25 protein-coding genes are annotated in these 25,844 nt (G+C 70.5%); 14 read left to right on the plus strand and 11 right to left on the minus strand.

Annotated features, from left to right (window positions below; translation table 11 throughout):
• Position 1: 1 nt before the first annotated feature.
• From VIP82_RS02325 to VIP82_RS02335, 3 genes are all read right to left on the minus strand, one after another.
• Positions 2–745, minus strand: a complete 744-nt coding sequence (locus VIP82_RS02325; protein WP_331905681.1) for a heme ABC transporter ATP-binding protein — start codon at positions 743–745, stop codon at positions 2–4.
• 128 nt (positions 746–873) lie between these two features.
• Positions 874–1,962, minus strand: a complete 1,089-nt coding sequence (locus VIP82_RS02330; protein WP_414684605.1) for a FecCD family ABC transporter permease — start codon at positions 1,960–1,962, stop codon at positions 874–876.
• Positions 1,959–3,113: a heme/hemin ABC transporter substrate-binding protein gene (locus VIP82_RS02335; RefSeq protein ID WP_331905682.1), complete on the minus strand. Its 1,155-nt coding sequence runs from the start codon at positions 3,111–3,113 to the stop codon at positions 1,959–1,961. The genes VIP82_RS02330 and VIP82_RS02335 overlap by 4 nt, the downstream gene beginning before the upstream one ends.
• Positions 3,114–3,255: 142 nt before the next feature.
• Between VIP82_RS02335 and VIP82_RS02340 the strand changes: the two genes are divergently transcribed.
• Together VIP82_RS02340 and VIP82_RS02345 are read left to right on the plus strand one after the other, a co-directional pair.
• Entirely contained in the window at positions 3,256–6,504 is a 3,249-nt protein-coding gene (locus tag VIP82_RS02340) for an HtaA domain-containing protein (RefSeq protein ID WP_331905683.1), read from the plus strand.
• 100 nt (positions 6,505–6,604) lie between these two features.
• The gene (locus tag VIP82_RS02345; RefSeq protein WP_308866171.1) at positions 6,605–6,958 is read left to right on the plus strand and encodes a potassium transporter Trk; all 354 of its coding nucleotides are present in this window, start codon (positions 6,605–6,607) and stop codon (positions 6,956–6,958) included.
• A 7-nt stretch (positions 6,959–6,965) separates the two neighbouring features.
• Here the strand turns inward: VIP82_RS02345 and VIP82_RS02350 are convergent, their stop codons facing one another.
• Positions 6,966–7,577: a zinc-binding alcohol dehydrogenase gene (locus tag VIP82_RS02350; protein WP_331905684.1), complete on the minus strand. Its 612-nt coding sequence runs from the start codon at positions 7,575–7,577 to the stop codon at positions 6,966–6,968.
• A gap of 148 nt (positions 7,578–7,725) precedes the next feature.
• On the opposite strand from VIP82_RS02350, the gene purM reads away from it, so the two are divergent.
• Positions 7,726–8,874, plus strand: coding sequence for a phosphoribosylformylglycinamidine cyclo-ligase (gene purM / locus VIP82_RS02355; RefSeq protein WP_331905685.1), 1,149 nt, complete (start codon positions 7,726–7,728; stop codon positions 8,872–8,874).
• A 35-nt stretch (positions 8,875–8,909) separates the two neighbouring features.
• The gene (purF, locus tag VIP82_RS02360) at positions 8,910–10,370 is read left to right on the plus strand and encodes an amidophosphoribosyltransferase (protein ID WP_331905686.1); all 1,461 of its coding nucleotides are present in this window, start codon (positions 8,910–8,912) and stop codon (positions 10,368–10,370) included.
• 54 nt (positions 10,371–10,424) lie between these two features.
• On the opposite strand, the gene VIP82_RS02365 is transcribed toward purF, so the two are convergent.
• Entirely contained in the window at positions 10,425–11,027 is a 603-nt protein-coding gene (locus tag VIP82_RS02365; RefSeq protein WP_331905687.1) for a TetR/AcrR family transcriptional regulator, read from the minus strand.
• Between the two features lie 149 nt (positions 11,028–11,176).
• Here VIP82_RS02365 and VIP82_RS02370 point away from each other — a divergent pair, with 149 nt between their 5' ends.
• On the plus strand, positions 11,177–11,902 hold the full coding sequence (locus VIP82_RS02370) for an SDR family oxidoreductase (protein ID WP_331905688.1): 726 nt from the start codon (positions 11,177–11,179) through the stop codon (positions 11,900–11,902).
• A 140-nt stretch (positions 11,903–12,042) separates the two neighbouring features.
• On the opposite strand, the gene VIP82_RS02375 is transcribed toward VIP82_RS02370, so the two are convergent.
• Together VIP82_RS02375 and VIP82_RS02380 are read right to left on the minus strand one after the other, a co-directional pair.
• Complete coding sequence (locus VIP82_RS02375) at positions 12,043–12,831, minus strand: strictosidine synthase (RefSeq protein ID WP_331905689.1); 789 nt, start codon at positions 12,829–12,831, stop codon at positions 12,043–12,045.
• 33 nt (positions 12,832–12,864) lie between these two features.
• The gene (locus VIP82_RS02380; RefSeq protein ID WP_331905690.1) at positions 12,865–13,725 is read right to left on the minus strand and encodes an alpha/beta fold hydrolase; all 861 of its coding nucleotides are present in this window, start codon (positions 13,723–13,725) and stop codon (positions 12,865–12,867) included.
• 178 nt (positions 13,726–13,903) lie between these two features.
• On the opposite strand from VIP82_RS02380, the gene VIP82_RS02385 reads away from it, so the two are divergent.
• Positions 13,904–15,154 (plus strand): MFS transporter, encoded by a 1,251-nt coding sequence (locus VIP82_RS02385; RefSeq protein WP_331905691.1) that lies wholly within the window; start codon positions 13,904–13,906, stop codon positions 15,152–15,154.
• A gap of 228 nt (positions 15,155–15,382) precedes the next feature.
• Here VIP82_RS02385 and VIP82_RS02390 read toward each other — a convergent pair whose 3' ends face one another.
• Positions 15,383–15,577 (minus strand): DUF3073 domain-containing protein, encoded by a 195-nt coding sequence (locus tag VIP82_RS02390; protein WP_163616007.1) that lies wholly within the window; start codon positions 15,575–15,577, stop codon positions 15,383–15,385.
• A 168-nt stretch (positions 15,578–15,745) separates the two neighbouring features.
• On the opposite strand from VIP82_RS02390, the gene VIP82_RS02395 reads away from it, so the two are divergent.
• Positions 15,746–16,285, plus strand: coding sequence for a universal stress protein (locus tag VIP82_RS02395; protein ID WP_331905692.1), 540 nt, complete (start codon positions 15,746–15,748; stop codon positions 16,283–16,285).
• A gap of 92 nt (positions 16,286–16,377) precedes the next feature.
• On the opposite strand, the gene VIP82_RS02400 is transcribed toward VIP82_RS02395, so the two are convergent.
• Together VIP82_RS02400 and VIP82_RS02405 are read right to left on the minus strand one after the other, a co-directional pair.
• On the minus strand, positions 16,378–16,986 hold the full coding sequence (locus VIP82_RS02400) for a PadR family transcriptional regulator (protein ID WP_331905693.1): 609 nt from the start codon (positions 16,984–16,986) through the stop codon (positions 16,378–16,380).
• Positions 16,986–17,939: a DUF4097 family beta strand repeat-containing protein gene (locus tag VIP82_RS02405; protein ID WP_331905694.1), complete on the minus strand. Its 954-nt coding sequence runs from the start codon at positions 17,937–17,939 to the stop codon at positions 16,986–16,988. The genes VIP82_RS02400 and VIP82_RS02405 overlap by 1 nt, the downstream gene beginning before the upstream one ends.
• A gap of 169 nt (positions 17,940–18,108) precedes the next feature.
• On the opposite strand from VIP82_RS02405, the gene VIP82_RS02410 reads away from it, so the two are divergent.
• The gene (locus VIP82_RS02410; RefSeq protein ID WP_331905695.1) at positions 18,109–18,897 is read left to right on the plus strand and encodes a MerR family transcriptional regulator; all 789 of its coding nucleotides are present in this window, start codon (positions 18,109–18,111) and stop codon (positions 18,895–18,897) included.
• Between the two features lie 85 nt (positions 18,898–18,982).
• On the opposite strand, the gene VIP82_RS02415 is transcribed toward VIP82_RS02410, so the two are convergent.
• Positions 18,983–19,147 (minus strand): hypothetical protein, encoded by a 165-nt coding sequence (locus VIP82_RS02415; RefSeq protein ID WP_194412039.1) that lies wholly within the window; start codon positions 19,145–19,147, stop codon positions 18,983–18,985.
• 212 nt (positions 19,148–19,359) lie between these two features.
• Here VIP82_RS02415 and VIP82_RS02420 point away from each other — a divergent pair, with 212 nt between their 5' ends.
• The 6 genes from VIP82_RS02420 to VIP82_RS02445 all read left to right on the plus strand — a co-directional run.
• A complete protein-coding gene (locus tag VIP82_RS02420) occupies positions 19,360–20,247 on the plus strand; it encodes an SDR family oxidoreductase (protein WP_331905696.1) in 888 nt (295 codons plus the stop codon).
• A gap of 36 nt (positions 20,248–20,283) precedes the next feature.
• Entirely contained in the window at positions 20,284–20,550 is a 267-nt protein-coding gene (locus VIP82_RS02425) for a DUF7218 family protein (protein ID WP_331905697.1), read from the plus strand.
• 78 nt (positions 20,551–20,628) lie between these two features.
• Entirely contained in the window at positions 20,629–21,597 is a 969-nt protein-coding gene (locus tag VIP82_RS02430) for a DNA topoisomerase IB (protein ID WP_331905698.1), read from the plus strand.
• A gap of 100 nt (positions 21,598–21,697) precedes the next feature.
• Positions 21,698–22,111, plus strand: coding sequence for a fluoride efflux transporter FluC (locus VIP82_RS02435; protein ID WP_331905699.1), 414 nt, complete (start codon positions 21,698–21,700; stop codon positions 22,109–22,111).
• On the plus strand, positions 22,108–22,485 hold the full coding sequence (locus VIP82_RS02440) for a fluoride efflux transporter FluC (RefSeq protein WP_331905700.1): 378 nt from the start codon (positions 22,108–22,110) through the stop codon (positions 22,483–22,485). Before VIP82_RS02435 ends, VIP82_RS02440 begins: the two co-directional genes overlap by 4 nt.
• A gap of 118 nt (positions 22,486–22,603) precedes the next feature.
• Positions 22,604–25,844, plus strand: a 3,241-nt coding sequence (locus tag VIP82_RS02445) for an efflux RND transporter permease subunit (RefSeq protein ID WP_331905701.1), incomplete at its 3' end; no start/stop codon positions are given.

Here is a 25,844-nt window from a genome sequence, read left to right on the forward strand (position 1 = left end):
CTCAGCGCCGGGGCATCACGACCGGCGTGCCGGTGCGGGGGTGGGGGAAGACGTCCACGGGCTGCCCGTACACCTCCTCGATGGCTGCGGCGGTGAGCACGCGGGGCGGCGCACCCGAGGCCACGACGCGCCCCTGCGACAGCAGCGTCACGCGATCGGCCACGTCGAGCGCGGCGTTGAGGTCGTGCAGCACGACGGCCACCGCCGCGCCCTCGTCCGCCCGGACGCGCGCGATCCGCAGCACGTCCTCCTGATGCTTGAGGTCGAGGGCGGCGGTCGGCTCGTCGAGCAGCAGCACGTCGCACGTCTGCGCGAGCACCCGCGCCAGTGCGGCCCGCGCGCGCTCGCCGCCCGACAGTGATGTGATGCCGCGACCGGCGAGACCGACGAGGTCGGTGGCCTCGAGCGCCCGGGCGACCGCGGCGTCGTCGTCATCCTCGGCGGGCGTGCGCGCCCACGGCGCCCGCCCCATCCGCACCACCTGCTCGACCGTGAACGGGAACGACACGGCGTTCTGCTGCAGCAGCACCGCGCGCTGCCGCGCCAGCACGCGGGGTGGGATGCCGCCGAGCGGCGCACCGTCGAGGCTCACGTCGCCGGCATCCGGCGTGATGTCGCCCGCGAGCACCCCGAACAGCGTCGACTTGCCGGCGCCGTTCGGGCCGACCAGGGCGTGGAGCTCACCCGCGCGGACGTCGATCGCGGCGTCCGCCAGCACCGGTCCCGGCGCTCCCGCCGGGGTCACGGTCACTCCTCGCGCCGCCAGCCGTACGCCGCCCGGCACGCGCGCCACTTCCGAGTCCGGTCCGCCGCGGCGTCGCGTGGCCGGATCGAGCGCGCGCCCTGTCGGTGCAGCGAGTTCGTCCGTCCCGCTCATCCCCAGCCCCCCGCCCGGCGACGCGTTCGCAGCAGCAGCCACAGGAAGAACGGCCCGCCCACCAGCGACGTGATCATGCCGATCGGCAGGTCGGCGAGGGGCACGGCCGTGCGGGCGATGAGGTCGGCCATGGCGATGAGCAGCGCTCCGCCGAGCGCGCTCGAGATCACGAGCGGCAGGTGCGCCGGACCGATCGCCATGCGCATGAGGTGCGGCACGACGAGCCCCACGAAGCCGATGATCCCGGCGAAAGCCACCGCCGCGCAGACCAGAAGCGCGACCATCACGATCACCGTGACGCGCAGTAGCTCGACACGCACGCCGAGGTGGCGTGCGGTGCGCTCGCCGAGGGCGAAGAGGTCCAGCCGTCGCGCCACGGCCACGGCGGCCACGACGCCGATCGCGACCAGCGGTGCCACGAGCGCGATGTTCTGCCATAGCGCGCCGTTGAGGCTGCCGAGCTGCCAGAACACGATCTGCTCGCGGCTCGCAGTCGTGCCCAGGAACGTGAGGAACGCGAGGCCGGCGCCCGCGATCGCGTTGATCGCGATGCCGGTGAGCAGGAGCGTGACGACCTCGGTGCGCCCGCCGGACCGGCTGATGAGGTAGACCGAGAACACCGCGACGAGCCCGCCGGCGAACGCGAAGGCCGGGGTCGTCCACATGCCGAACACCGCGAGCCCGAAGGTGAGGCTCGCGGCCGCGCCGAACGCGGCGCCGGACGAGACGCCGACGACGGCCGCATCGGCGAGCGGGTTGCCGAAGATGGCCTGCATCAGCACCCCCGAGACCGCGAGGGCGGCGCCGACCAGCAGCCCCAGCACGATGCGGGGGAGCCGGATGTCGAGGATCACGCCCGCCGCCATCGGCGCGTCGGGCGCCCACGACGTGTCGACGCCGACGGCTTGCAGCAGTACGCCCGCCACCTGGGCAGGCGCGAGCCAGAATTGGCCGAGGCCGAGCGACACGATGACGACGAGCGCGATCGCCGCGGTGAGGGCCGCGACGACGATCGCGAACCTGCGACCGCGGTGCGTCGTGGGGACCGCGGTGACGACCTCGGCCGTCGCGACGTCGGCCGTCACGATGCAGGGTCTTCGGTCTGCGTCGCGGCGGTGGACGCGGATACCGGAGCGTAGACCGCTCGCGCGAGGGCGCGGATGACGTCGGCGGTGCGCGGTCCGAAGCTCAGGATCTCGGCATCCGCCATGTCGACCACCCGGCGGTTCGCGCCGGCAGGGGTCTGCTGCAGAGCCGGAATGCGCTCGAGCAGCCCGTCCACCCCGCCGACCGACGCGAGACCGTCGGTCATCATCACCAGCACGTCCGGCTGCGCCGCGACGAGCGCCTCAGCTGTCATCGGCTTCATGCCCTCCCAGCCGATCTCGCTCGCGACGTCGACGCCGCCGACCGCCTCGATGAGTGAGTCCGCCCCGGAGTCCCGGCCGAAGATGTAGTAGACGTTCGCGCTGCCCCGCACGTAGAGGAACAGCATGCGCGGACGATCGGATGCCGCACCCGGTGCCACCTCGCCGACCTCTGCCACCGCGGCCGCGACGTCGGCGGCGAGCCGGGCCGAGAGGTCGTCGCCTCGCTCGGGAACGCCGAGCGCCGAGGCGATCTCGTCGACCAGTTCGGCGACGGTGTCGGCCCGGCGCTCGCTCGAGACGACCACGACGGCGATGCCGGCATCGCGAAGCTGCTGGCGCACCTCCTTCGGGCCGATCGAGGTGTCGGTCAGCATCACCGTCGGTGCGAGCTCGAGGATGGCCTCGGCGTTGAGAGTGTGGCCCGACTTCGTCACCAGCGGGAGGTCCTCGGTGCCGTCGAACGACGTCGACGAGTCGCGTCCGACCACGGCATCTCCGAGTCCGAGCCCGAACACCGTCGCCGCGATCGTGCCGGAGATGTCGACGGGCAGGATGCGGCTGACATCGGTCACCTCGACCTCCCGGCCTTCGGCATCCGTCACCGTGACAGGCAGTTCGGGCGCCTCGTCGCCGGCAACGGGCTCGATCGCATGCGAGGCCAGGCATGCCGTGGACGGACCGGTCGCGGTGCGGGGGTCGTCCGCCAGGGCGAGGGACGCCAGCGGCTGGTCGGCGGCGGGGCAGTCCGTGCGGGCGGGCTCGGCGGCGGCGGCGGCGCAGCCCGACAGGATGACGGCGGCCGTGAGCAGGGCGATGCCGCTCACGAGACGTGCGGGGGCGCGGCGAAGAGAGGTGGTGAAGAACATTAGGTGAGCCTTACCTTAGGCTTGACGTCGGCTGGGAGAGTGCCCTACGTTCGGATCGATATTAGGTTAGCCAAACCTAAGTAACCAACCCGAATCGCATTGATGCGCCGGAGCGCTTCGGCGACCGGCGCCGGAGAACACCGTGAACACGCAGCCGTTCCTCGAACGCAGCCGGGCGCCGCTGGCCGCCCTCCTCGCCTTCCTCCTCGTCGTCGCAGGAGCACTGACCGCCGTCCCCGCCTTCGCCGCCGGGCCTTCCGTCTCCGCATCGGAAGCCCCCCGGGCCGGAGGTACGGTCACCGTCACGGGCTCCGGCTTCGCCGGCACCGCGCCGGGCGTCTACCTCGGGATCGGACGGGCGGGTCTCGCCGGCTTCTATGCCGGCTCCTCGCAGATCACCGACGTCGTGTGGATCGCTCCGGGCAATGCGGACGGCTCGTCCGGGATGGGCCGCACGGCACCCATGACCCCGGACGGAAGCTTCAGCGTGCAGGTCGCTGTCCCCGCCTACAGCGAGGGTGCGCAGTACGCGGTCTACACCTCGAAGGCGCACGGACAGGGCTTCGCCGACCCGAGCCAGAACACGACGACCTCGCTCGAGTGGGAGGCGCTCCCCGCCGTCGCCACAGCGACGACGCTGACGGTCGACCCCGCCGGATCGAGCCCGGTCGGTGCGAGCTTCACGCTCCGCGCAGGCGTGGAGCCTGCGGCATCCGGAACCATCACGTACTTCGACGGCGAGAAGGCCCTCGGAACCTCCGCCGTGGGTGGAACCCTCACCGCGAGCATCCCGACCGCCGGCACGGCTTTGCTGAAGGCCGTGTTCACGCCGTCCGACGCGGCGGCCTTCCTCGGGTCGACGTCGGCTGTCGTGCCGTACGAGATCACCACTCCACCGGTCGAGCCGGAGCCCGGAGTGCCCACTCTGTCGGTGTCGAAGACGGCGGATCTCGCGCGCACCGGCGAGACGCTGACGATCACGGCGGAGAACTACGACGCGAGCGCCGCATCGAGGTACACGACAGGCAAGGCGGGCTTCTACCTCCAGGTCGGCTGGATCTCCGAGACCTGGCGCCCGTCGGCAGGCGCACCGTCGTCCGCTCGCACGAACGCCTACAGCACCTGGGTCGCGGACGCCGCGAATCCGGCCGCTCCCACGAAATGGATCGACAACGGCGACGGCACCGTCGACGTGACCTGGAGCGTCACCGTCACCGCCGAGGATGTGGGTGCGAAGAAGATCCCAGGCGGCACGCTCGCCGTCTTCTCGGTGGGTGCCGGCGGTGTCGTGCAGGCCGGGGCAGAGCTCGCGGTGCCCATCTCCTTCGCGACGGCCGCCCCCGTGCTGTCGGTGTCGCAGGCGACGGGCCTCGAGCCCGGCGGCCAGACCCTCACGATCACCGCAGAGGACTTCGACGGCTCGGCGGCGTCGAAGTACACGGCGGGCAGGGCCGGGTTCTACTTCCAGGTGGGCTGGCTCGCCGACACGTGGCGCCCCTCCGACGGTGCGCCCTCGTCGGCTCGCACCAACGCGTTCAGCACATGGGTGGCCGATGCGGCAAATACCGCCGCCCCCACGAAGTGGACCGAGAACTGGGACGGCACCGTCGATGCCACGTGGACCGTCGACGTGACCAAGGCCGCGCTCGATGCGAAGGCACTGCCGGCCGGCACGCTCGCGGTGTTCTCGGTCGGAGCCGGCGGGGTGGTTCAGGCAGCGGTCGAGCACGCGGTGCCGATCTCCTTCGCCGATTCCGAGACCCCCACCGACCCCGAGACGCCGGTCGACCCTGAGCCACCGGTCGATCCCGGCACGCCGGCGACCCCGCCGCCGGCGGCACCCGGCGGGGGCTCGCTCTCATGGGCGATCTCGTCGAGCTTCGCGAGTTACATCACGGGTGACATCGCGCACGGCAGCATCGCCGTCACGGGCGGCGCGACGCGCGCCGGCGGGGTGTTCCAGTTCGGCCAGGCGACCGGCAGCACGTACGACGCCGCGACCGGCACGGGCACCGTCTCGTACAACGGCTCGGTCCGCTTCGCCGGCCACGCCGGCGTGCTCGACGTCACGATCGCCAACCCGCAGGTGCGCGTCACGTCGGTGGACGCGGCGACACTGTACGTGACGAGCGGCGGCTCGCAAGTCGCGTTCGCGACGCTCGACCTCTCCGCCGCCGTGCGCACCACGGCGAACGGCACCGTCACCTACTCGCGCGTGCCCGCGGCCCTCACCGCGTCGGGACGCAGCCAGGTGTTCCAGGGCTATACGACAGAGCTCGACGCGTTGACGTTCACCATCGGCGTCGCCGCGGCCGCCCCCGCGGGGTCGACCGGCACCGTCGCGACCGCATCGGCCACCACGACGCGGACGACGTCGCTTCCTGCGACGCCGCCCGCCGCCACGGGCATCGAACTCGACGACGACGTGCTCGCCGCCCTACGGAAGGGCGAGCCGGTCACGGTGTCGGCCTCGGGTTTCGCGGCGGATGAGAAGGGCATCCAGGTCGTTGTGTACTCGACGCCGACCCTCCTCGGCGAGGTGACAGCGGACGCCTCGGGCACCGCCACGTGGACCGGCTCGCTGCCGGCGACCCTGCCCGACGGAGAGCACACGTTGACCTTCCAGGGATCCGTGGACCGCGGCATCCGCTTCACCCTCGCGCGTGCCGCGGTGGCCGCCGGCTGCGTCGTCGACGCGGCGAGCCTCGATTGGGGCTTCAAGGAGAGCTTCCGGACGTACATCGAGGGCATCGCGGCGGGCGGTTGGGAGCTGGCCGGCGTCGCCTACGAGTACCCCGGGTTCGTCTGGAGCGCCGGCAAGGGAGCGGTGGATGCCGAGGCCCGCACCGGGCTGGTGACCTACGGCGGCAGCATCCGCTTCACGGGGCATCAGGGTGCGCTCGACACGACGCTGGCGAACGCGAGGGTGGAGCTCGCGGGCGACACCGGCTACCTCGTGTTCGACGTCAGCGGCACGACGCAGGCCGGCGAGCCGGTCACGGCGGCCGGCATCCGGTTCGCCGAGTTCTCGGTGCCCGACCTCGAGGTGACCGACGACGGGCTCGTGCTCGACGCGCTTCCCGCGACGCTCACCGAGGCAGGCGCCGCCGCCTTCGGCACGTACGCGGCGGGCGAGGTGCTCGACCCCGTGTCGGCCGTGCTCCCTGTGGCGGCGGACTGCGCTGTCGCTCCGGTCGCCGTCGAGGAAGAGACCCCGGTCGCCGAGGCCACCGAGGCCGAGGCGATCTCCGCCGACCAGACGGCGGCGCCCGTGTGGCCGTGGGCGGTCGGGGGGATCGCCCTGGCCCTCGGCATCGGCGCCGTGGTCTGGATCGTGGTCACCCGCCGCCGTGCGACGGCAGGCGGCAGTGGAGACCAGACGGCCGCGTGAGGTCGGCCGTCAAGGGGACGGTGCCCGCGCGGCTTCCGCGGGCGCCGTCCCTTTCTCATCCCCCGGCGCGATCCGGCGCGCCGAGTGGGACAATGGACGCATGCCCGAGCACAGCCAGGACCACATCGAGACCGTGCGCGTACGTCGTGCACCGAAGATCTCGGTGTTCCTCGTCCTCGGCGCGGCGCTCGGCGTGCTGGTCGCGATGATCCTCACCTTCGCCTTCAACGGCACCGCAGAGGCCAGCCCCAACACCGGCGTCGAGTACACGCAGGGTCAGGTGTTCGGGTTCCTCGTGCTGATCTGCGCGCCCATCGGACTCGCGCTCGGCGGCATCGTGGCGCTCATCTTCGACCGCCGTTCGCGCCGTCACACGCACGAGGTCGCCGTCGGCCACTCGTCGGTGCATGTCGACCCCGAGCCCGGCACGAACGGCCACGGCTCGGCGCACTGACGCCGCGCTACGCCAGCTCGGCGATGATCGGGTGGATGGCGGTGTCGAAGGCCGCGACATCCCCCCGCAGTCCGTCCGTGACCGCGACGGTGAGGGATCCGATCCACCACACGCCCCGCTGACTCAACGGCAGCACCTGCACGTTCAGCTCGAACGAATGCGCCCGCCGCCCGACCTGTCGCTCGTGCTCCGCGATCGCGCCCGCGTACGCCCGGTACGACGTGCCCGTGCTGTGCGAGGCCTCCTTGCGGTACCGCTGGTTCGCCGCGCGCGCGAACGCCAGCGCCTCGGAGGCGTGCGGGATGAACGCGGCCCGCAGCTCGTCGCAGCCTTCGATCGGCAGTGCCAGCACGGTGTCGAATCCGTCCACGAGATCGAGGGGGACGGTCGACGGATGCGCCTGGGGCTCGACGGTCATCGCCCAGTACTGTCGCCATTGCCGTTCGAGAGTCGCCTGAGCCTCATCCGACCGGTCGTTCGCCCGCGGCGGGATCCCGCGCAGGTGCGGCAGCTCCTCCGGAGAGCGGATGCCGAGCACCTGCCGCAGATAGAGCGCAAGAAGCACCGGCTGACCGGCGTCTTCGCGGATCAGCCACTCCGGTGCACCGGCGCCGCCCATGCCGTCCATTCTAGTTCCGGCCTTCGCGCTCGCGCCCGTGCGCGCCGCATCCCTATGCCCGGGATTCGGCGCATCCGTCCGCCGGCCGCAGCGTAACGACCGGGACCCCCGGCGTCCGCTCAGCCACGCCGCCGGTAGGCTGGTGACCGTGGCCTCATCCGAACGCGATGCCCCCTCCCGTCCCGCACAGCCCGTGAACCCGTACACGGCTGCCGGCGTCGACACGGCGGCGGGCGACCTCGCCGTCGAGTTGATGAAGTCCGCGGTGCGTCGCACCCACGGCCCCGAGGTCCTCGGGGGAGTCGGCGGGTTCGCCGGGCTCTTCGATGCGACCGCCTTCAAGGCGTACGACAAGCCGCTGCTGGCGACCAGCACCGACGGCGTCGGCACGAAGGTCGCGATCGCCCAGGCCATCGACAAGCACGACACGATCGGCCAGGACCTCGTCGGCATGGTCGTCGACGACATCGTCGTGGTCGGCGCGAAGCCGCTGTTCATGACCGATTACATCGCGTGCGGCAAGGTCTTCCCCGAGCGCATCGCCGACATCGTCCGCGGCATCGCCGCCGGCTGCTCGGCGACCGGCACCGCCCTGGTCGGCGGCGAGACCGCCGAGCACCCCGGTCTCCTCGGGCCCGCCGACTACGACGTGGCGGGCGCCGCGACCGGCGTCGTCGAGGCGTCGCGCGTGCTGGGCGCCGAGCGGGTGCGAGAGGGCGACGTCGTGCTCGCGCTCGCCAGCTCCGGCCTGCACTCCAACGGCTACTCCCTGGTGCGGCACATCGTCGCCGGCTCCGGCATCCAGTACGGCGACAACGCCGCCGAGTTCGGCACGACGTGGGGCGAGGCCCTGCTCGAGCCCACGCGGCTGTACACGCTGCCGCTGCTGCGCCTCATCGCCGAGACCGGCGACGCGGTGCACTCCCTCAGCCACGTCACCGGCGGCGGCATCGCCGCCAACCTCGCACGCGTGCTGCCGCAGGGCACCTGGGTCGAGGTCGACCGCTCGACGTGGTCCCCCTCGCCGGTGTTCCGCGTGCTCGCCGACCTCGGACACCTCGAGATCGAGGCCACCGAGGGGACCTGGAACCTGGGCGTCGGGTTCCTCGCCGTCGTGTCCGCCGACAAGGCGGCGGCCGCGGCATCCGCTCTCTCCCGCGAGGGCATCGCGACCTGGCAGGTGGGCATCGTGCAGAGCGGAGAGCGCGCCGACGGCCACTGGGAGCAGGGCGCCAAGGGCGTCGACGGCGGCGCCGTGCGCCTCGTCGGCGCGTACGCAGACCACTCGGCTCACTGAGCCGGCAGAACGACACAACGGAGCAAGCGACACCCATGTGCGGAATCGTCGGAGTGGTGGGCCGTGGGTCCGCCAACCAGGAGATCTACGACGCCCTTCTGCTCCTGCAGCACCGGGGACAGGATTCCACCGGCATCGCGACCGCCGAGCGCAGCGGGGTCGTGCACCAGCACAAGACCCGCGGCCAGGTGCGCGAGTCGTTCCGCACCCGCGACATGCGGGCGCTGCTCGGCGAGATCGGCCTCGGTCACGTGCGCTACGCGACGAAGGGCACGGCCTCCAACGAGGAAGAGGCCCAGCCCTTCTACGTGAACGCGCCCTACGGCATCGTGCTCGTGCACAACGGCAACCTCACCAACACCCGCGAGCTCACCGAGGAGCTGTTCCACAAGGACCGCCGCCACCTCAACACGTCGTCCGACACCGAGCTGCTCGTCAACGTGCTGGCGAACGAGCTGCAGGCGTCGATCTCGGGGCTCGAGCTCGACCCGACGCAGGTGTTCCAGGCGGTGAGTCGCGTGCATGAGCGCGTCGAGGGCTCGTACGCGGCCATCGCCCTGATCGCCGGCTACGGTCTGCTGGCGTTCCGCGACCCGTTCGGCATCCGTCCGCTCATCCTCGGCACGCGCAAGCACGCGGACGGCCACTACGAGTGGGTCGTCACGAGCGAATCTCTGGTGCTCGAGAACGGCGAGTTCGAGATCGTGCGCGACGTCGATCCGGGCGAAGCGGTCTTCATCGACCTCGAGGGCAACCTCCACACGCAGCAGTGCGCCACCGACCCCCAGCTCGTGCCGTGCTCGTTCGAGTACGTGTACCTGGCGCGTCCCGACTCGGTCATGAACGGCATCTCGGTGTACGAGGCGCGCCTGCGCATGGGCGACCGGCTCGCCGACACGATCGCGAAGTACACCCCGCGCGAGGCGATCGACGTGGTCATGCCCATCCCCGACTCCTCCCGCCCCGCGGCTATGCAGGTGGCGCGCAAGCTGGGCGTCGAGTACCGCGAGGGCTTCTACAAGAACCGCTACGTCGGCCGGACCTTCATCATGCCCGGCCAGGCGGTGCGCAAGAAGAGCGTGCGCCAGAAGCTCAACGCCATGTCGAGCGAGTTCAAGGGTAAGAACGTGCTCCTCATCGACGACTCCATCGTGCGCGGCACGACGTCGAAGGAGATCATCCAGATGGCGCGGGATGCCGGGGCCAAGAGCGTCACGTTCGCCTCGGCGGCGCCGCCCGTGCGCTACCCGCACGTGTACGGCATCAACATGCCCTCGCGCCACGAGCTCGTCGCCCACGGCCGCACGATCCCGGAGATCGCCGATGAGCTCGGCGCCGACTTCGTCGTCTACCAGGAGGTCGAGGACCTCAAGGCGGCGATCCTCGAGGGCTCCGATGTCGAGGACCTCGACATGAGCTGCTTCGACGGCCGCTACATCACCGGCACCGTCACCGACGAATACCTCGCCTGGGTCGAGGGCTCGCAGGAGAGCTGACGCTGGATCCCGCAGACGAGCGGTGACGCTGACCGGTCGCGCGGCGGTGCGGAGTCAGGCGTGGAGGAGCACCCGCACCTGACGGCGGATGTCGTCCACGATCTCGTCGACCGTGAGGGCGATGTTCACGGTGGCCGCCATGCTGACGAACATGACGGCGGAGATCACGTGGGCGAGCGTGGCCGCGTCTTCGGGGGTGCTGCGCCGGTCGCGCTGCAGGACGGACGCGACCGCCTCTTCGGTCTGCACGGTGAGGGCGAGAGCTTCACGGTGGTGAGGCTCTTCGGGGTCGCCGAAGACGATCTCGCGCAGATAGGTGCGCCCGTTGTCGATCTGCACGCGGTTGCATTCGACGACCGCCCGGATGATCGCGATCACAGCCTCGAGCGGATCCTCGACGCCTTCGGCGGCGGCTCGCCCTTCGGCGAGTGCGTCGACGTAGCTGGAGTTCTGCACGAGCAGGAGCAGCTCGCCCTTGTTCTTGGCGTACAGGAACAGCGTCCCCGTGCCGATGTCGGCCTTGTCGGCGACCTGCTGGGTGGTGACGTCGTCGACGCCGTGCTCGGTGAAGAGCTCGCGGGCCGCGGCGGTGATGCGCTGGAGCTTGTCCTGCTTGTTGCGCTCGCGTCGACCGACCGGCTGGGTGTCGATGGCCACGTGATCCTCCGGGAATAGACTCTGACTGACTTCAGTTCTGATTATAGTCAGAAATGTGTGGACTCGGATGAGCCTCGGTTCATTGTCCCACGGACGATCCGCACCACCCCGGTGCCGGTCTCGCTCAGCAGAGAAGAAGGAATATGAACATGCCCTCACTCAACGGAGCCGTCGTGCTCGTCACCGGCGCCAACGGCGGGATCGGGACCCACTTCGTCCGCGACGCCCTCGCGCGGGGCGCGAGCAAGGTGTACGCCACCGCCCGCCAGCCGCGCGCCTGGGACGATGACCGCATCGTTCCGCTCGCCCTCGACGTCACCGACGCGGCATCAATCCAGGCGGTTGCAGAGACGGCCGGCGATGTCACGGTGCTGATCAACAACGCCGGCGCGCTCCCGGAGACAGCCAGCCTCCTGACGGCCACCGCCGCCGACATCCGCGCGACCATGGAGACGAACTTCTTCGGGCCCGTCTTCGTCGCCCGCGCCTTCGCACCCATCCTCGCCGCCGCCGGGCAGGGATCCGTCCTCGTGGACGTTCACTCCGTCGCCAGCTGGTACGCCATGGGCGGGATCTACAGCGCCTCCAAGGCCGCCCTCTGGTCGGCCACCAACTCGCTGCGCGTCGAGCTCGCCGCGGCCGACGTCCACGTGATCGGCGTGCACATGGGCTACGTCGACACCGGCATGGCGGCACACGTGGAAGGACCGAAGATGCTCCCCGAGGAGCTCGTCGCCCAGGTCTACGACGGCGTGGAGGCGGGTGCGTACGAGATCGTCGCCGACGGCATCTCCGCCCACGCGAAGGCGGCACTGAGCGGCCCCGTCGAGGCGCTCTACCCGGAGCTGCACGCCCCGAAGGTCGAGACTCGCTGATGGCCGCGACCGCGCCGGTCGTGATCGGCGGAAGCCGGATGCCGAGCTGACAGTCGTCGGATCGAGCGCGCGAACCGGGGGCCCCAGCGGATGCTGCGGCCCCCGGTCTCGGTGTCTGCTGCCGGGCAGCAGACGGCGGCCTACTGCCGGTAGTGGGGCAGGATGACGCCGCCGCTGACGTAGGTCAGGGCTGCCGACACGTCGTAGGCGTGGATCGCCGAGACATGCGGTGCGAGCGCGCTCGAGAGCCTGTCGACCTCGCGGCTCGCGAAGAACGCGGCGCGGGCCCCCAGGTCGTCGAAGCCGAGCATGACGGAGGCGTGGAAGCGCTGATCCGAGGGGTTGTCGTGGGCGACGTCCGGCGTGTCCCAGAGCTTCTCGTTCCAGGGCAGGAACGTCTGGGTCCGCAGCTCCCGGAGCGCGCCGGTGCCGGCGAGCGCGGGCGCGAGCTCTCGGGTGACGAACGTGCGGAAGGCGCGTCCGCCGACGTCCGGCCGCCTCCGCAGGTAGACGAGGGCGCGCGCACCCGGCCTTCGGCCGGGCTCCGCCACGTCGTACCACCGGGCGGAGTACGGCGGCCCCGCATACAGAAGCGTGCGCCGGAAGACGTTGATCTCGTCTGTGAACGCCAGCCTGGTCTGCGCGCGACCCCGCAGCGGCGAGAGGACCGACCGGAACGTGACCTCGGCCACGCCGTCGATCCTCCGGTCTGCGGGGATCGCCGTCTCGACGCCTCGCGTCTCGGGCCAGAGTCCGGGATTGCGCTCGGCGAGGTGGATCTGCCGGTATTCCTCGAGCCCCGGGGTCGCCGAGATGATCCCGGAGTGCGGATCCCTCCAGTAGTCCATGCCGGTCTGGCGCGGCTGGTCGGTGCGGACCCACAGCAGGATCGATGACGCGAGGGGCTTCCTCTGATAGGGGGCGCTCATGTGGTCATTCCTCTCAGTGACTCGGGATGCCGGTCAGTGGGCGAGGAAGCCGACGGCGACGGGCGCGAACTGCTGGTGGAACTGGAAGATGCCGCCGTGTCCGGAGTCGCGGTAGATGACCAGCTCGGATCCCTCGATACGGCGGTGCAGGTCTTCCGAGAGCACGGAGGGCACCATGCGGTCGTTGTCGCCGTTCGCGATGAGGGTGGGCTGGGTGATCTTCGAGAGGTCGGCCGGCGCCGAGCGCCCCCACCTCTTGATCGCCTTCAGCTGCGTGCGGAACGCCTTCGTCGTGATGGAAGCGTCGCGGTCGACGGTGCGCTCCTGGAGACGCTTCACGAAGGCCTTGGCCGCGGGCTTGCCGGTGGCGTTGCGGTTGAAGAAGAGGAATTCCTTCGGGTCGGACCGCGTCAGCGTGGCGCGCAGGATGTCGTAGTACGTGGTGCCCGCCACCTTGTCGATGTCCTTGCCGCCGGCGGGGCCGGTGCCGGTGAGGACGAGCTTGCGCACGAGCTCGGGGTGCGCGACGACGAGCGCCTGTGCGACCATGCCGCCGAGCGAGAAGGCGAAGACGTCGATCTTGTCGAAACCGAGTCCGCGGATGAATGAGTAGGCATCATCGGCCATGGCTTCGACGCTGTCGGGCACCTCGCCGGTCGAGGCGCCGACGCCGCGGTTGTCGAAGGTGATGACGTGGTGATCCTTCGCGATGGGATCGACGATGCGCGGATCCCAGTTATCGAGGGTCGCGGCCAGATGGACGAAGAAGACGACGGGGACACCGCCCTTCGGCCCCAGCTCGCGGTAGGCGAACGTGACCCCGCCCGCGGAGAGGGTGCGGGTCGGTGCCTGCGCATACGACGTGATGACCGGGTCGCTGCTCGTGGTGCTCATGATGGTCTCCTTCGGAATCCTGCGAAGTCGGGTGCGTCGGCGCCGGATCTGACGTCGAGTTCACTCAAGTATGAGTGCACTCAGTAATAATGTCAATGGCTGCCCGAACGTGCGGGAGTCGGGGGGCCGGCTCCGGGTTCGCGAGCTTGTGTCTTCCCGGGCCGCCTAGGGTTGTTGGGTGAGCTCCCCCTCGTCCCGACCCCTCTGGCAGGGGCGAGCGCTCGCCCTCGTGGGCATCGTGCTGTTCGCCTTCTCATTGCGCTCGGCGGTCGCCTCACTGTCGCCCCTGTACGACCACATCGCGGTCGACTTCGACGTCCCGGCAGCGGTGATCGGCCTCATCGGCACCGCACCGCCGGTCTGCTACGCCGTGTTCGGACTCCTCACGCCGGCCCTGGAACGGCGGTTCGGGCTCGAACGGCTGGCGGTCGTGGCGATGGTCGTCGTGGCGATCGGGCTGGTCGTCCGCAGCCTCGCACCGGGCGCCGGACTGCTGCTCGCCGGCACGGCTCTGATCTTCGCCGCCGTGGGCGTGGGCAACATCCTGCTCCCGCCGCTCGTGAAGCGGTACTTCCCCGACCGTGTCGGTCTGATGACGACCGTCTTCTCGACGACGATGGCGCTCGCGACGTTCCTGCCTCCCCTCGTGGCGGTGCCGGTCGCGGATGCCACGGACTGGCACGTCTCGCTGGGGCTCTGGGCCTTCTTCGCGCTGGTGGCCACCGTGCCCTGGATCGGGCTGGCCCTGCGCCACGCGGCCGCCGAGAAGAGCCGCGCTGCAGCGGCCTCGGACGACGACATCGAGCAGCCGAGTCCGCGTGTGTTCGGACGCATGTGGCGGTTGCCGATCGCCTGGGCGCTGCTCGTGGGCTTCGCCGTGTCGAGCACCCTCGCCTACACGGCGTTCGCGTGGTTGCCGACGATCCTCGTCGACATCGCGGGCGTCACGCCCGCGATGGCCGGCGTGCTGCTGGCGCTGTTCGGGTTCATGGGCCTGCCTGCGTCGCTGGCGGTGCCCCTGCTGGTCACGCGGGCCCACGCGACGCGCGTGCTGTTCGGCGTCGCTGTCGGGACGGGCTTCGCCGGCATCGCCGGGCTGCTCTTCGTCCCGACCGTCGCCCCGTGGCTGTGGGTCGCGCTCTTCGGCCTCGCCCCGCTGCTGTTCCCCATGATCCTGGTGCTCCTGGGCCTGCGCACGCGCACGCACGAGGGCGCGGTCGCGCTCAGCGGCTTCGTGCAGAGCGGCGGCTACGCGATCGCGGCGCTCTTCCCCGTCGGCATCGGGCTCCTCCACGATGCGACCGACTCGTGGACCGTGCCGCTCATCGTGCTCGCCGCCGTGGTCGCCGCGGCGATCCCCGCCGGCGTCGTGGCGGCGCAGCCGCACACCGTCGAGGATGACTGGGAGCGGCGACACGGCGCCTGGTGAGGCATCCCGTGGCCGGCGTCGGGGCCGCGTTCGTACGGCCCCACCCGCGCTCGCACACTCTCCGCGCGAGCGCGGAGAGTGCAGGGCTCGCCCGCGCACTCAGCGCACGGCGAGAAGTCGCGCACGCACGAGCGCACGGCGAGAAGTCGCGCACGCAAGAAGCGCACGGCGGAGTGCAGCAGACCTCGATCGGTCAGATCACCGAAACGGTGACCGCGGTGCGAGCGGTTACGCCTGCGACGACGAGACGGGCGAGGTCTCGTCCTCGTCTTCGTCGTTGTACTGGTCGGCCCACTTGTCGACGAACTCGTCGTCATGGTGACCGAGCTCGCGCTCGAGTGCCGAGTAGTTCACGTTGTACGTGTCGTACTTCAGCTCACGGGCGATCTTGGTGTGCTTCGCCTTCTGACGGCCACGCCCCATGCGAGACCCCCTCATTTAAGGTCGCGGGCTATTCTGCGGGCTCTGGGCCGCGCAAACCCGGGCATTCACGAATCCGGCTTCGAACCGGTAAGAGTAGCATTCAGGATAACACGGAGCCCCGGTAACCCGGCGGCTGCGGCCCCACCGGCGTAGGAGGAGTGCGGACATATGACCGATGAGGCATCCGAACCCGAAGGCGATGCGACGAGCAACGAGAGCCTCCGCGGCGCCGTGATCGCGGGAGTGATCCCCGACCAGTCGCCGCGCGTCCTCAAAGAGGCCGCCCGCTACGCGAAGCTGTTCCAGGCGCCGCTCGTCGTCGTCCACGTCGACGTGACGCGCTTCGTCACCTACGAGGACCCCGACGGGTACGTCCACTCTGCGCCGATCGACATCAACATCGCGGCGGGCGAGGGTGAGCTGGCGAAGGTGCAGGATGCCGCGGCATCCGTTCTCGGCGATGCCGGGCCGCACTGGACCGTCCGCCAGCTGGTCGGCGACCCCGCGATGGCGATCAAGCACTTCGCCGACGAGATCGACGCCCGGTTGATCGTCGTCGGCACGCGCAAGCGCGGCTTCGGCGAGTCGGTCCGCGAGTTCTTCACCGGCTCGGTCGGCGCGCGCCTGGCGCACCGGCAGCACCGCTCGATCCTGATCGTGCCGCTCGGTGAGCCTGTGCCCGACGACGAGGAGATCTGGCCCGCCTGAGCAGGCAGCCGCACGACGCAGAAGGGTGGTCCCGCCGACGGCGGGACCACCCTTCGCGCTTCCGAGGAGACTGCGGAGCAGGATGCCGCGGCTCAGCCGCGCAGCGTGCGCGTGATGTCGCGGGCGACGCGGTCGAGTTCGCTCGCGACCTGGTCGACGAGGGAGGCGGCGAGCTCGCCGCCCCGCGCCACGTGCACACGGACGTCGCCGCGGACGTTCGCGCGGAACTCGTTGACCGCGGCGTCGAGCCGCTGCATCTGCTCGCGGCTCTGCACGCGCGGGTCGTCCTCGCGGGACGGCTGCGGCGTCGTCTTGCGCTCCTCGCGAGAGGCCGCAGCCAGGTCGGCGCGCAGGCTCTTCATCGCCTCGCGGACGCTTCCGCGCACCTCGTCGGCGATGAGCCGCACCGAGTCGGCCAGCCCGGCCTCGATGCCCTCGAGGTCCCCCGCGCGCGACTGCACCTCGGCGTGGCCGGCCTCGGTGATCGCGTACACGGTCTTGCGGCCCTCGACGGACTTGGTCACGAGCCCCTCCTCTTCGAGCTTGGCCAGACGTGGGTAGATGGTGCCGGCGCTGGGCGTGTACGTGCCCCCGGTGCGGTCGGACAGGGCCTGCATGATGTCGTAGCCGTGGCGCGGCCCTTCATCGAGCAGGTTCAGCAGGTACAGGCGCAGATCGCCGTGCGAGAAGACCGGAGTCATCACACTTCTCCTCGGTCGAAGCCGGCCGCCGCTTCGCGCGCGGTCGACTCGTCGACCGCGGCCGCGCCGGGAGCGGCGTCGGGTGCGGACGTGGTGACGGGCTCGACTGCCGGGGCGTCGGCCTCTGTCACCGGGGTGGCCGCGCGGCGCAGCACCGTGATGTCGCCCGACACGCTGTGCGCGCGGACGTCGGCGAAGCTGCCGCTCAGCTCGCCGACCGAGCCGGCGTAGTTCGTGGTCGGTCCCGTCCCGTTGCCGCGGCGCACGACGCCGTCGACCTGGACGCGGCCGCTGACGCTGCGGATGACGTAGTTGGCCGGGTAGCCCTCGTCGAGCCGCACGGTCGCGCTGCCGCTCACGGTGTTGATGCCGACCGAGAGGATGTCGCCGGTCGAGTCGACCAGCACAGCGCCCGACACCGTGTCGATGGTGGCCTTGCGCAGCGTGCCCGTCGCGGCGACGTCGCCCGAGACGCTGTTGGCATTCAGTGCGCCGACGAGTTCGCGCACCTGCACGTCGCCCGACACCGCGTTGACCGAGAGGTCGCCCGTGAGGCCGTCGACGATGATGTCGCCCGAGACGGTGTTGAGCGACGCGTCGCCGCGCAGGCCCGAGACGAGGGCGCTGGCGCTGACGACTCCGAGGGTCAGCGCGACATCACGGGGGACCGCGACGCTGATCTCGGCCTTGGGGCCGCCGGCACCGAAGTTGCGGAACACCTCGAGGAAGTTGTCCCAGCGCAGCTGCGGGTGGTCGATCTCGACGTGATCCTCGGCGACCTCGATGCGGAGGTCCTTGACGGTGACGTCGTGCACTTCGATGCGGATGCCGGGCTCGTCGTGGGCGATCACGTCGATCTGTCCGCCGACGAGTCCGATCTTGAGCGTGCGCACGGTCTCGATGTCGATGACGCGCGTCTCGCCCGGGTGGATGATCCACTTCTCCAGGGTCATGACTGTTTCTCCTGCGTATCTCTGGGGTGATCCATGTCGCGATATATCGCGTATCAGGAGAGTAACACGATATATCGCGACTGCGTCAAGCGTGGAGTGGATTTCCAGGTTGACATTGCCGCTACGTCAACCTTTAGCGTGGTGAGCGAACCACGAGAGGAGGAGTGACATGGACGAGCAGGAGTGGTCGATCCAGCAGATCGCGAAGCTGGCGGGCACCACCAGTCGGACGCTCCGCCACTACGGCGACATCGGGCTGCTCCCGCCCTCGAGCATCGGCCACAACGGCTACCGGCACTACGACCGGACGGCGCTCGTACGGCTGCAGCGCATCCTGCTGCTGCGGGAGCTCGGACTGGGGCTCCCTCAGATCGCCGACGTGCTCGAGCGCGAGACCGGCGAGGAGTCGGCTCTCGAGGCCCATCTGGCATGGCTCCGTCAGGAGCAGGACCGGCTGACGCGACAGATCGCGTCGGTGCAGAACACCATCGATGCACTGAGAGGAGGTGAAGGACTGATGGCAGAGGACATGTTCGACGGCTTCGACCACACGCAGTACAAGGACGAGGTCGAGCAGCGCTGGGGAAAGAAGGCGTACGCCGACAGCGACCGCTGGTGGCGCGCGATGAGCGCCGACGAGAAGGCCGCGTGGCAGCAGCGCGTCGCCGACCTCGGCCGGGATTGGATCGCGGCCGCGGAGGCCGGGATCGCCCCCGACAGCGACGAGGCCCAGGCGCTCGCGAAGCGCCACGTCGAGTGGCTGACCGGGATCCCGGGAACGCCGGCCGCTGCGGCCGGCTCCGGCGGCGGAGACATCAAGGGCTACGTGCTCGGTCTCGGCGAGATGTACGTGGCAGACCCCCGCTTCGGCGCGAACTACGCGACGAGCGAGGGCGGCACCGGCGGCGCCGAGTTCGTCCGCGACGCGCTCCGCGTGTACGCGGAGGCGCAGCTCTAGTTTCGCAGAGAGCCCCCACAAGACAGACGGATGCCGCGGCCCACTCCGGCCGCGGCATCCGCTGTCTTCACATCTGTGGTGCAGATCAGGTGTTGCGGTTCCCGCTGATCACTCTGAACAGGAATGCGATCAGCGCGATGACTCCGACGATGATGGCCACCCACAGCAGCCAGCTCAGTGCGGAGTTGAGGCCGCCGACGATCGCGAGCACGATCGCGACGACGATGATGATGATCAGGGCGAGGTTCATAGGAAGTTCTCCTTCTGCGTCGTCGATGCACGGGATGCATCGCATGCCTCGTGGGCATGAACCGAGATTGGCACCACGCCGTCGCCGCCCCCAGGGGGTTGACGACGCTGCTTTTCCGGTGATACGTGGGGCGGCCGCACGGCGGGTGAGGCGGAGCGGCGAGGATGTCAAGCCCCATGAGAGCATTCGTGCCCACCCGTATTTTCGCCGTCATGAGCACATCCCCGTCCACTGATCCGACGACCGCCCATCACGACGGCTCCTTCCCCCCGCAGGAGCAGGAGCAGCCCGGCCTGACGGACGAGACGAGCCCCGAACCGGACCACGGCGAGCGCTCGTATCGGGGCTCGCTGCGCCTCGCGGAGCGCCGGGCCCTCATCACGGGCGGCGATTCCGGCATCGGCCGCGCCGTGGCCATCGCGTTCGCGCGGGAGGGTGCCGACGTCGCGCTGACGTACCTCCCCGAGGAGCAGGAAGACGCCGACGAGACCGCCCGCTGGGTCACCGAGGCCGGTGCTCGTGCTCTGCCGATCTCGGGCGACCTGCGCGAGGAGGACTTCTGCGCCGACATCGTCGATCGTGCCGTCGGCGAGTTCGGCGGCCTCGATGTGCTCGTGCTCAACGCGGCATACCAGAAGGACCGCGACGGCATCGAGAAGATGGAGACCGCCGAGTGGGACCGCGTGTTCCGCACCAATCTGTATGCGCAGATGTTCACCGTGCGCGCGGCGGTGCCGCACCTCGAGCCCGGGTCGTCGATCATCGTGACGACCTCGATCCAGGCGTTCAACCCCTCGCCGGGGCTGATCGACTACGCCATGACCAAAGCCGCGCAAGTCGCCTTCATCAAGGCGCTTGCGCAGGAGCTGGGCCCGAAGGGCATCCGCGTGAACGGCGTCGCCCCGGGACCCATCTGGACACCGCTCATCCCGGCGACGGGGTGGGATGCCGAGCGCCTCGAGTCGTTCGGCCAAGACACGCCCCTGGGCAGGGCGGGACAGCCCGCCGAGCTCGCCGGTGCCTACGTCTACCTGGCGAGCGACGACGCGACGTACACGTCGGGCGCGATCCTGCCGGTCACCGGGGGCAAGGGCCTGTGACATCCGCCCACGAGGCGGTGACCGAAGGAGGAAGCCATGCCAGGACGACGCGGGTCCAGCCTCAAGGACCGCGACATGTACGAGGAGCTCCGCGACGAGGGCGCCTCGAAGGAGAAGGCCGCCCGCATCTCGAACGCGGCGGCCAGCCAGGGCCGCAAGACGGTCGGCCGGCGGGGCGCGAACGCGAAGGACTACGACGACCGCACCGTGCCCGAGCTGCGCAAGCGAGCCAAGGAGCTCGGCCTCAAGGGCTACTCGGGGAAGAAGAAGTCCGAGCTCATCTCGATGATCCGCAACCACTGACGACGTGGTCGCCGGTCCCGCCGCCGAGCCGGTCGAGGGCCGCTCCGGCGGGACCGGCGATCCGGGTAGCGTGAGCGGATGGCGAAACTCGTCCGCTCGCGGCCTTACGAGGATCCGGGTTTTCGCCGACTGCGCGCGGGATCCGGCTTCCGCTACGTCGATGCGAAGGGCCGCGCTCCGGGGCCCCGGCATCTCGCCCGCATCCAGGCGCTGGTGATCCCGCCCGCCTGGCAGGACGTCTGGATCAGCGCGCGCCCCGACGGGCACATCCAAGCCGTCGGCGTCGATGACGCCGGCCGCCGGCAGTACCTCTACCACCCCGACTGGACGGCGGGCCGGGACCGCGGAAAGTTCTCGCGGGCGCTCGCGCTCGCCGAGGCGCTACCGCGCGCGCGAGCGCGGGTCACGACCTCCCTGCGGCGCGACGCCCTCGACCGCGAGCGGGTGCTGGCGGTCGCGTTCCGGCTCCTGGACGACGCGGCGCCGCGTATCGGATCCGAGCGCTACCTCGCCGCGCACGGCAGCCGCGGTCTTACGACGCTGCAGCGGCGCGACGCCTCGGTGCAGGCATCCGTCGTGTCGCTGTCGTTCCCCGGCAAGAGCGGCAAGCGGCAGCTGCTCGAGATCGACGACGCCGACCTCGCCCCCGCCATCGAACTGCTGGCCGCGGGGCGCTCCCGCTCACCGCTGCTCGCATGGCAGCGCGGCGGGCGCCGGGTGCCGCTCACGCCGGCCGAGGTCAATGCGTACGTGCGATCGCTCACCGGAGGCCGGTTCACGGCGAAGGACTTCCGCACCCTTCGCGGCACCATCCTCGCGGCCGACGCTCTGGCGCGCATCGGCACGGTCGACACGAAGACCGACCTCAAGCGGGCCGAGATGCTCGCAGTGCGGTCGACGGCCGAGGCGCTCGGCAACACACCGGCGGTCGCGCGCGGCTCGTACATCGACCCGCGCGTGTTCGCCCGTTATCGCGACGGGCACCTGCTCGATCTGTCGATCACCCCCGAGTCCGCCATCCGCGGCCTGCTCCGCCCCGGCCGCTGAGCCCCGGTCGCGGTCGCTGAGCCCCGGTCGCGGTCGCTGAGCCTGTCGAAGCGCCGTTCGACAGGCTCAGCGACTTCGGGCGCCGGAGTAGCGTGAGGGGATGCCGCAGCCCGTCGACCCGCGCGTGCTCGGAGTCACCGTGGCGGGTGGGGCGATCGGCGTCTTCGCGCGTGCGCTCGTGGTCGCACCCGTCGACGATCCCGCTGCGGTGCCGTGGGTGACGCTGGGCATCAACGTCGCCGGATCCCTGATCCTGGGGATCGTCGTCGGCTGGCTCGACGACCGCAGTCCACTCGCCCGTGCGTTCCTCGGCACAGGGATCATGGGCGGGTTCACGACCTACAGCGCGTTCGCCGTCGCGACGGCGCTGTGGGTCACGACGCCGTGGCTCGCGGTGGGGCTGGCCGCGGCATCCGTCGTCGCAGGTGTCGGGGGAGCGCTCGCCGGACTCTTCCTCGGACGCCGGATCTCGGACCGGCCAGGCGCGATCGAGCTCCCCGAGGACGCCGAGTGAGCCTCTGGCTGCTGCTCGCCGCGCTCGCCGGCGGCGTGGGCGCCGGACTCCGCTATGTCGTCGACCGGCTGCTCACGCCGGCGAGCGGCATGCGGTTCCCGTGGGGCATCCTCGTGGTGAACGTCTCGGGGTCCTTCGCCCTCGGGGTGATCACCGGGCTCGGTGCCGCCATCGCCCCCGAGCTGTCGCTGGTGCTCGGGCTCGGCCTGCTCGGCGGCTACACGACCTTCAGCACGGTCTCCGTCGAGACGGTGCTGCTCGCCCAGCGGAAGCGCCGGAGGGATGCCGCCCTCAACCTGTTCGGCACCCTCGCGCTCGCGGTGCTCGCCGCGGGCCTCGGACTCCTGCTCGGCGGGGGGATCGCGGCGCCCTGAGCGCAGGCGGGTTCAGGAATCTCATATGAGAACCGCATGAAATACTGACAGCCGATACATCTCCGTATCGTGCGGGCTCCCGCATCCCTTGCACCACCACACCAGCGAAGGCCTCCGTGTGTCGAACCTCGCCGTCCTGAGTCTCAAGAACCGCGCTCTGATCGCTCTGATCACGATCGTCGCCGCCATCTTCGGCGGACTCGCGCTCACGAACCTCAAGCAAGAGCTCATCCCCTCGATCGAGTTCCCCGCACTCATCGTCGTCTCCACCTACCCGGGGGCGTCGCCCGAGGTCGTGAGCAACGACGTGTCGGTGCCCATCGAGACCGCGATCCAGGGTGTTCCTGGGCTCGAGTCGTCGAGCGCCACGAGCACCACGAACGCCTCGATCGTGCAGGCGTCCTTCACCTACGGCACCGACCTCGCGACCGCCGAGCAGAAGATGACGCAGGCGATCAACCGCATCAAGAGCCAGCTGCCCGAGGGCGTCGATCCGAACGTCATCTCGGCGAGCATCGACGACTTCCCGGTGATCCAGCTGGCGGTGACCGGCTACGACGACGAAGCGACGATCCAGGCACAGCTCGAGGCATCCGTCGTCCCCGATCTCGAGGATGTGGAAGGCGTCAACGCCGCCCAGATCGTCGGCGGCGTCGGCCAGCGCGTCACGATCACGCCCGACCAGGCCGAGCTCGCCGCCTCCGGCTACACCCAGCAGGCGATCCGCGATGCGCTCGACCAGAACGGCGTGCTCTTTCCCGGCGGTGAGGTCACCGAGAACGACGAGACGCTCACGGTGCAGACCGGCTCGAAGATCACGTCGGTCGACGAGATCGCGGCGCTGCCCCTCGTGCCCTCGACGGCCGACCAGTTCCAGGGCGGCGCGGCGACGATCGCAGATGTCGCGACCGTCGTCGAAGAGGCCGACCCGGTCACCACGGTCTCGCGCGTGAACGGCGAGCCCGCCCTGACCATCGCGGTCACGAAGCTCCCTTCGGCGAACACCGTCGACGTGTCGCGCGGCGTGCTCGCGATCCTTCCCGACCTCGAGGACTCGCTCGACGGTGCCGAGTTCACCGTCGTCTTCGACCAGGCCCCCTACATCCAGGAGTCGATCGACACGCTCGCGAAGGAGGGCCTGCTCGGCCTCGTCTTCGCGGTGCTCGTGATCTTCGTCTTCCTGCTGTCGGTGCGCTCGACCCTCGTCGCGGCGATCTCGATCCCGACGAGCCTGCTCATCACCTTCATCGGCCTCCAGGCGTTCGGCTACTCCTTGAACATCCTGACGCTCGGTGCGATCACGATTGCGATCGGGCGCGTGGTCGACGACTCCATCGTCGTGATCGAGAACATCAAGAGGCATTACGTCGGCGATGCCGGCAAGATGACCGCCATCCTGCGCGGCGTGCGCGAGGTGGCCTCGGCCATCACGGCGTCGACGATCGTGACCGTCGCGGTATTCCTGCCGATCGCGTTCGTCGGCGACGTCACGGGCGAGCTCTTCCGCCCCTTCGCGATGACGGTCACGATCGCCATGACCGCGTCGCTGTTCGTCGCGCTGACCATCGTGCCGGTGCTCGCCTACTGGTTCCTCAAGCCCGGCAAGCCGATCCTCGACGCCGAGGGCGTCGCCATCGACCCCGAGGACCCGGCCGCCCCGCCCAGCCGTCTGCAGAAGGCGTACCTGCCGATCCTCCGGTGGACGCTGCGGCACTCGTGGATCACGCTCGGACTGGCGGTGCTGGTGCTCGTGGGCACGATCGCCGCGGCCCCGTTCATGAAGACGAACTTCCTGGGCGACTCGGGCCAGAACACCTTCACCATGACGCAGGACATCGGCGCCGCGCCCTCGCTGGAAGCCGAGAGCGCTGCCGCAGAGCAGGTCGAGGAGGTGCTCCTCGGCATCGACGGCATCGAGACGGTGCAGGTGTCGATCGGCTCGAGCGGCTCCGCCCTGCGCGACGCGTTCTCGGGCGGCGGCAGCGGCATCACCTACTCGATCACGACCGACCCGGATGTCGACCAGGTGGCGCTGCGCGAAGAGGTGCAGGCGGCCGTCGCCGACCTCGACGACGCCGGTGAGATCACGGTCGCCGCCGGCGGCGGCGGCTTCGGCTCGACGGACATCGCGATCGACGTGACGGCCCCCGACTCCGACACGCTGCAGACGGCGACGGATGCCGTCATCGCGGCCGTCGACGGCCAGGAGGGCGTCGGCCAGGTCACGAGCAACCTGGCGGCGTCGCTGCCCTACATCGCCGTGACCGTCGATCGCGACAAGGCCGCCCAGCTCGGCCTGTCGGAGGTCGCCGTCGGCGCGCTGGTGTCGAACACGATGCAGCCGCAGTCCATCGGCACGGTCGAGATCGACGACACGTCGCTGACGGTCTACCTCGCGGCGTCCGAGACGCCCGCGTCGCTCGACGAGCTGCGTCAGCTGCAGGTGCCGAGTGCCACCGGCCCGATCGCGCTCGAAGAGGTCGCGACGGTCGAGGAGAGCGAAGGCCCCACGTCGATCACGACCGAGGCGGGCAAGCGCACGTCGACCGTCACGGTCACCCCGTCGACCGACGACCTCGCGACCGCGTCCGCCTCGGTGACGACCGCCCTGGCCGACGCCGACCTGCCCGCGTCGGCCGACGCGACGCTCGGCGGCGTCGTGACGCAGCAGCAGGATGCGTTCTCGCAGCTCGGCCTCGCCCTGCTCGCCGCGATCCTCATCGTCTACATCGTGATGGTGGCGACGTTCAAGTCGCTGCGCCAGCCGCTGCTGCTGCTCGTCTCGGTGCCGTTCGCGGCGACGGGAGCGATCCTCCTGCAGATCATCACGGGCGTACCGCTCGGCGTCGCCTCGCTCATCGGCGTGCTGATGCTCATCGGCATCGTGGTGACGAACGCCATCGTGCTCGTGGACCTCGTGAACCAGTACCGCGAGAAGGGCCTCACGGCGCACGACGCGACCGTCGCCGGGGGCTCGCGGCGTCTGCGCCCCATCCTCATGACGGCCCTCGCCACGATCTTCGCCCTCACGCCCATGGCGCTCGGGATCACCGGCCAGGGCGGCTTCATCTCGCAGCCGCTCGCGATCGTCGTGATCGGCGGCCTGGTGTCGTCGACCGTCCTGACGCTGCTCGTGCTGCCGACGCTGTACAACCTCGTCGAGGGCGCGAAGGAGCGGCGCGCAGCGCGTCGCCGCGGCACCGACGGCGGTGCCGACGGCGGGACGGCTCCCGAGGGTGAGGGCCCGGGCGACGGGACGGATGCCGAGACCCAGCGCGAGCTCGTCGGCGCCGGTGTCGGTGCGGGCCTCGGTGCGGCTGGCGTCGGCGAGGCGGGTGCCGGTGCCGCCGGTGCCGGTG

Source organism: Microbacterium sp. (genome assembly GCF_036566905.1).
GTDB lineage: Bacteria > Actinomycetota > Actinomycetes > Actinomycetales > Microbacteriaceae > Microbacterium.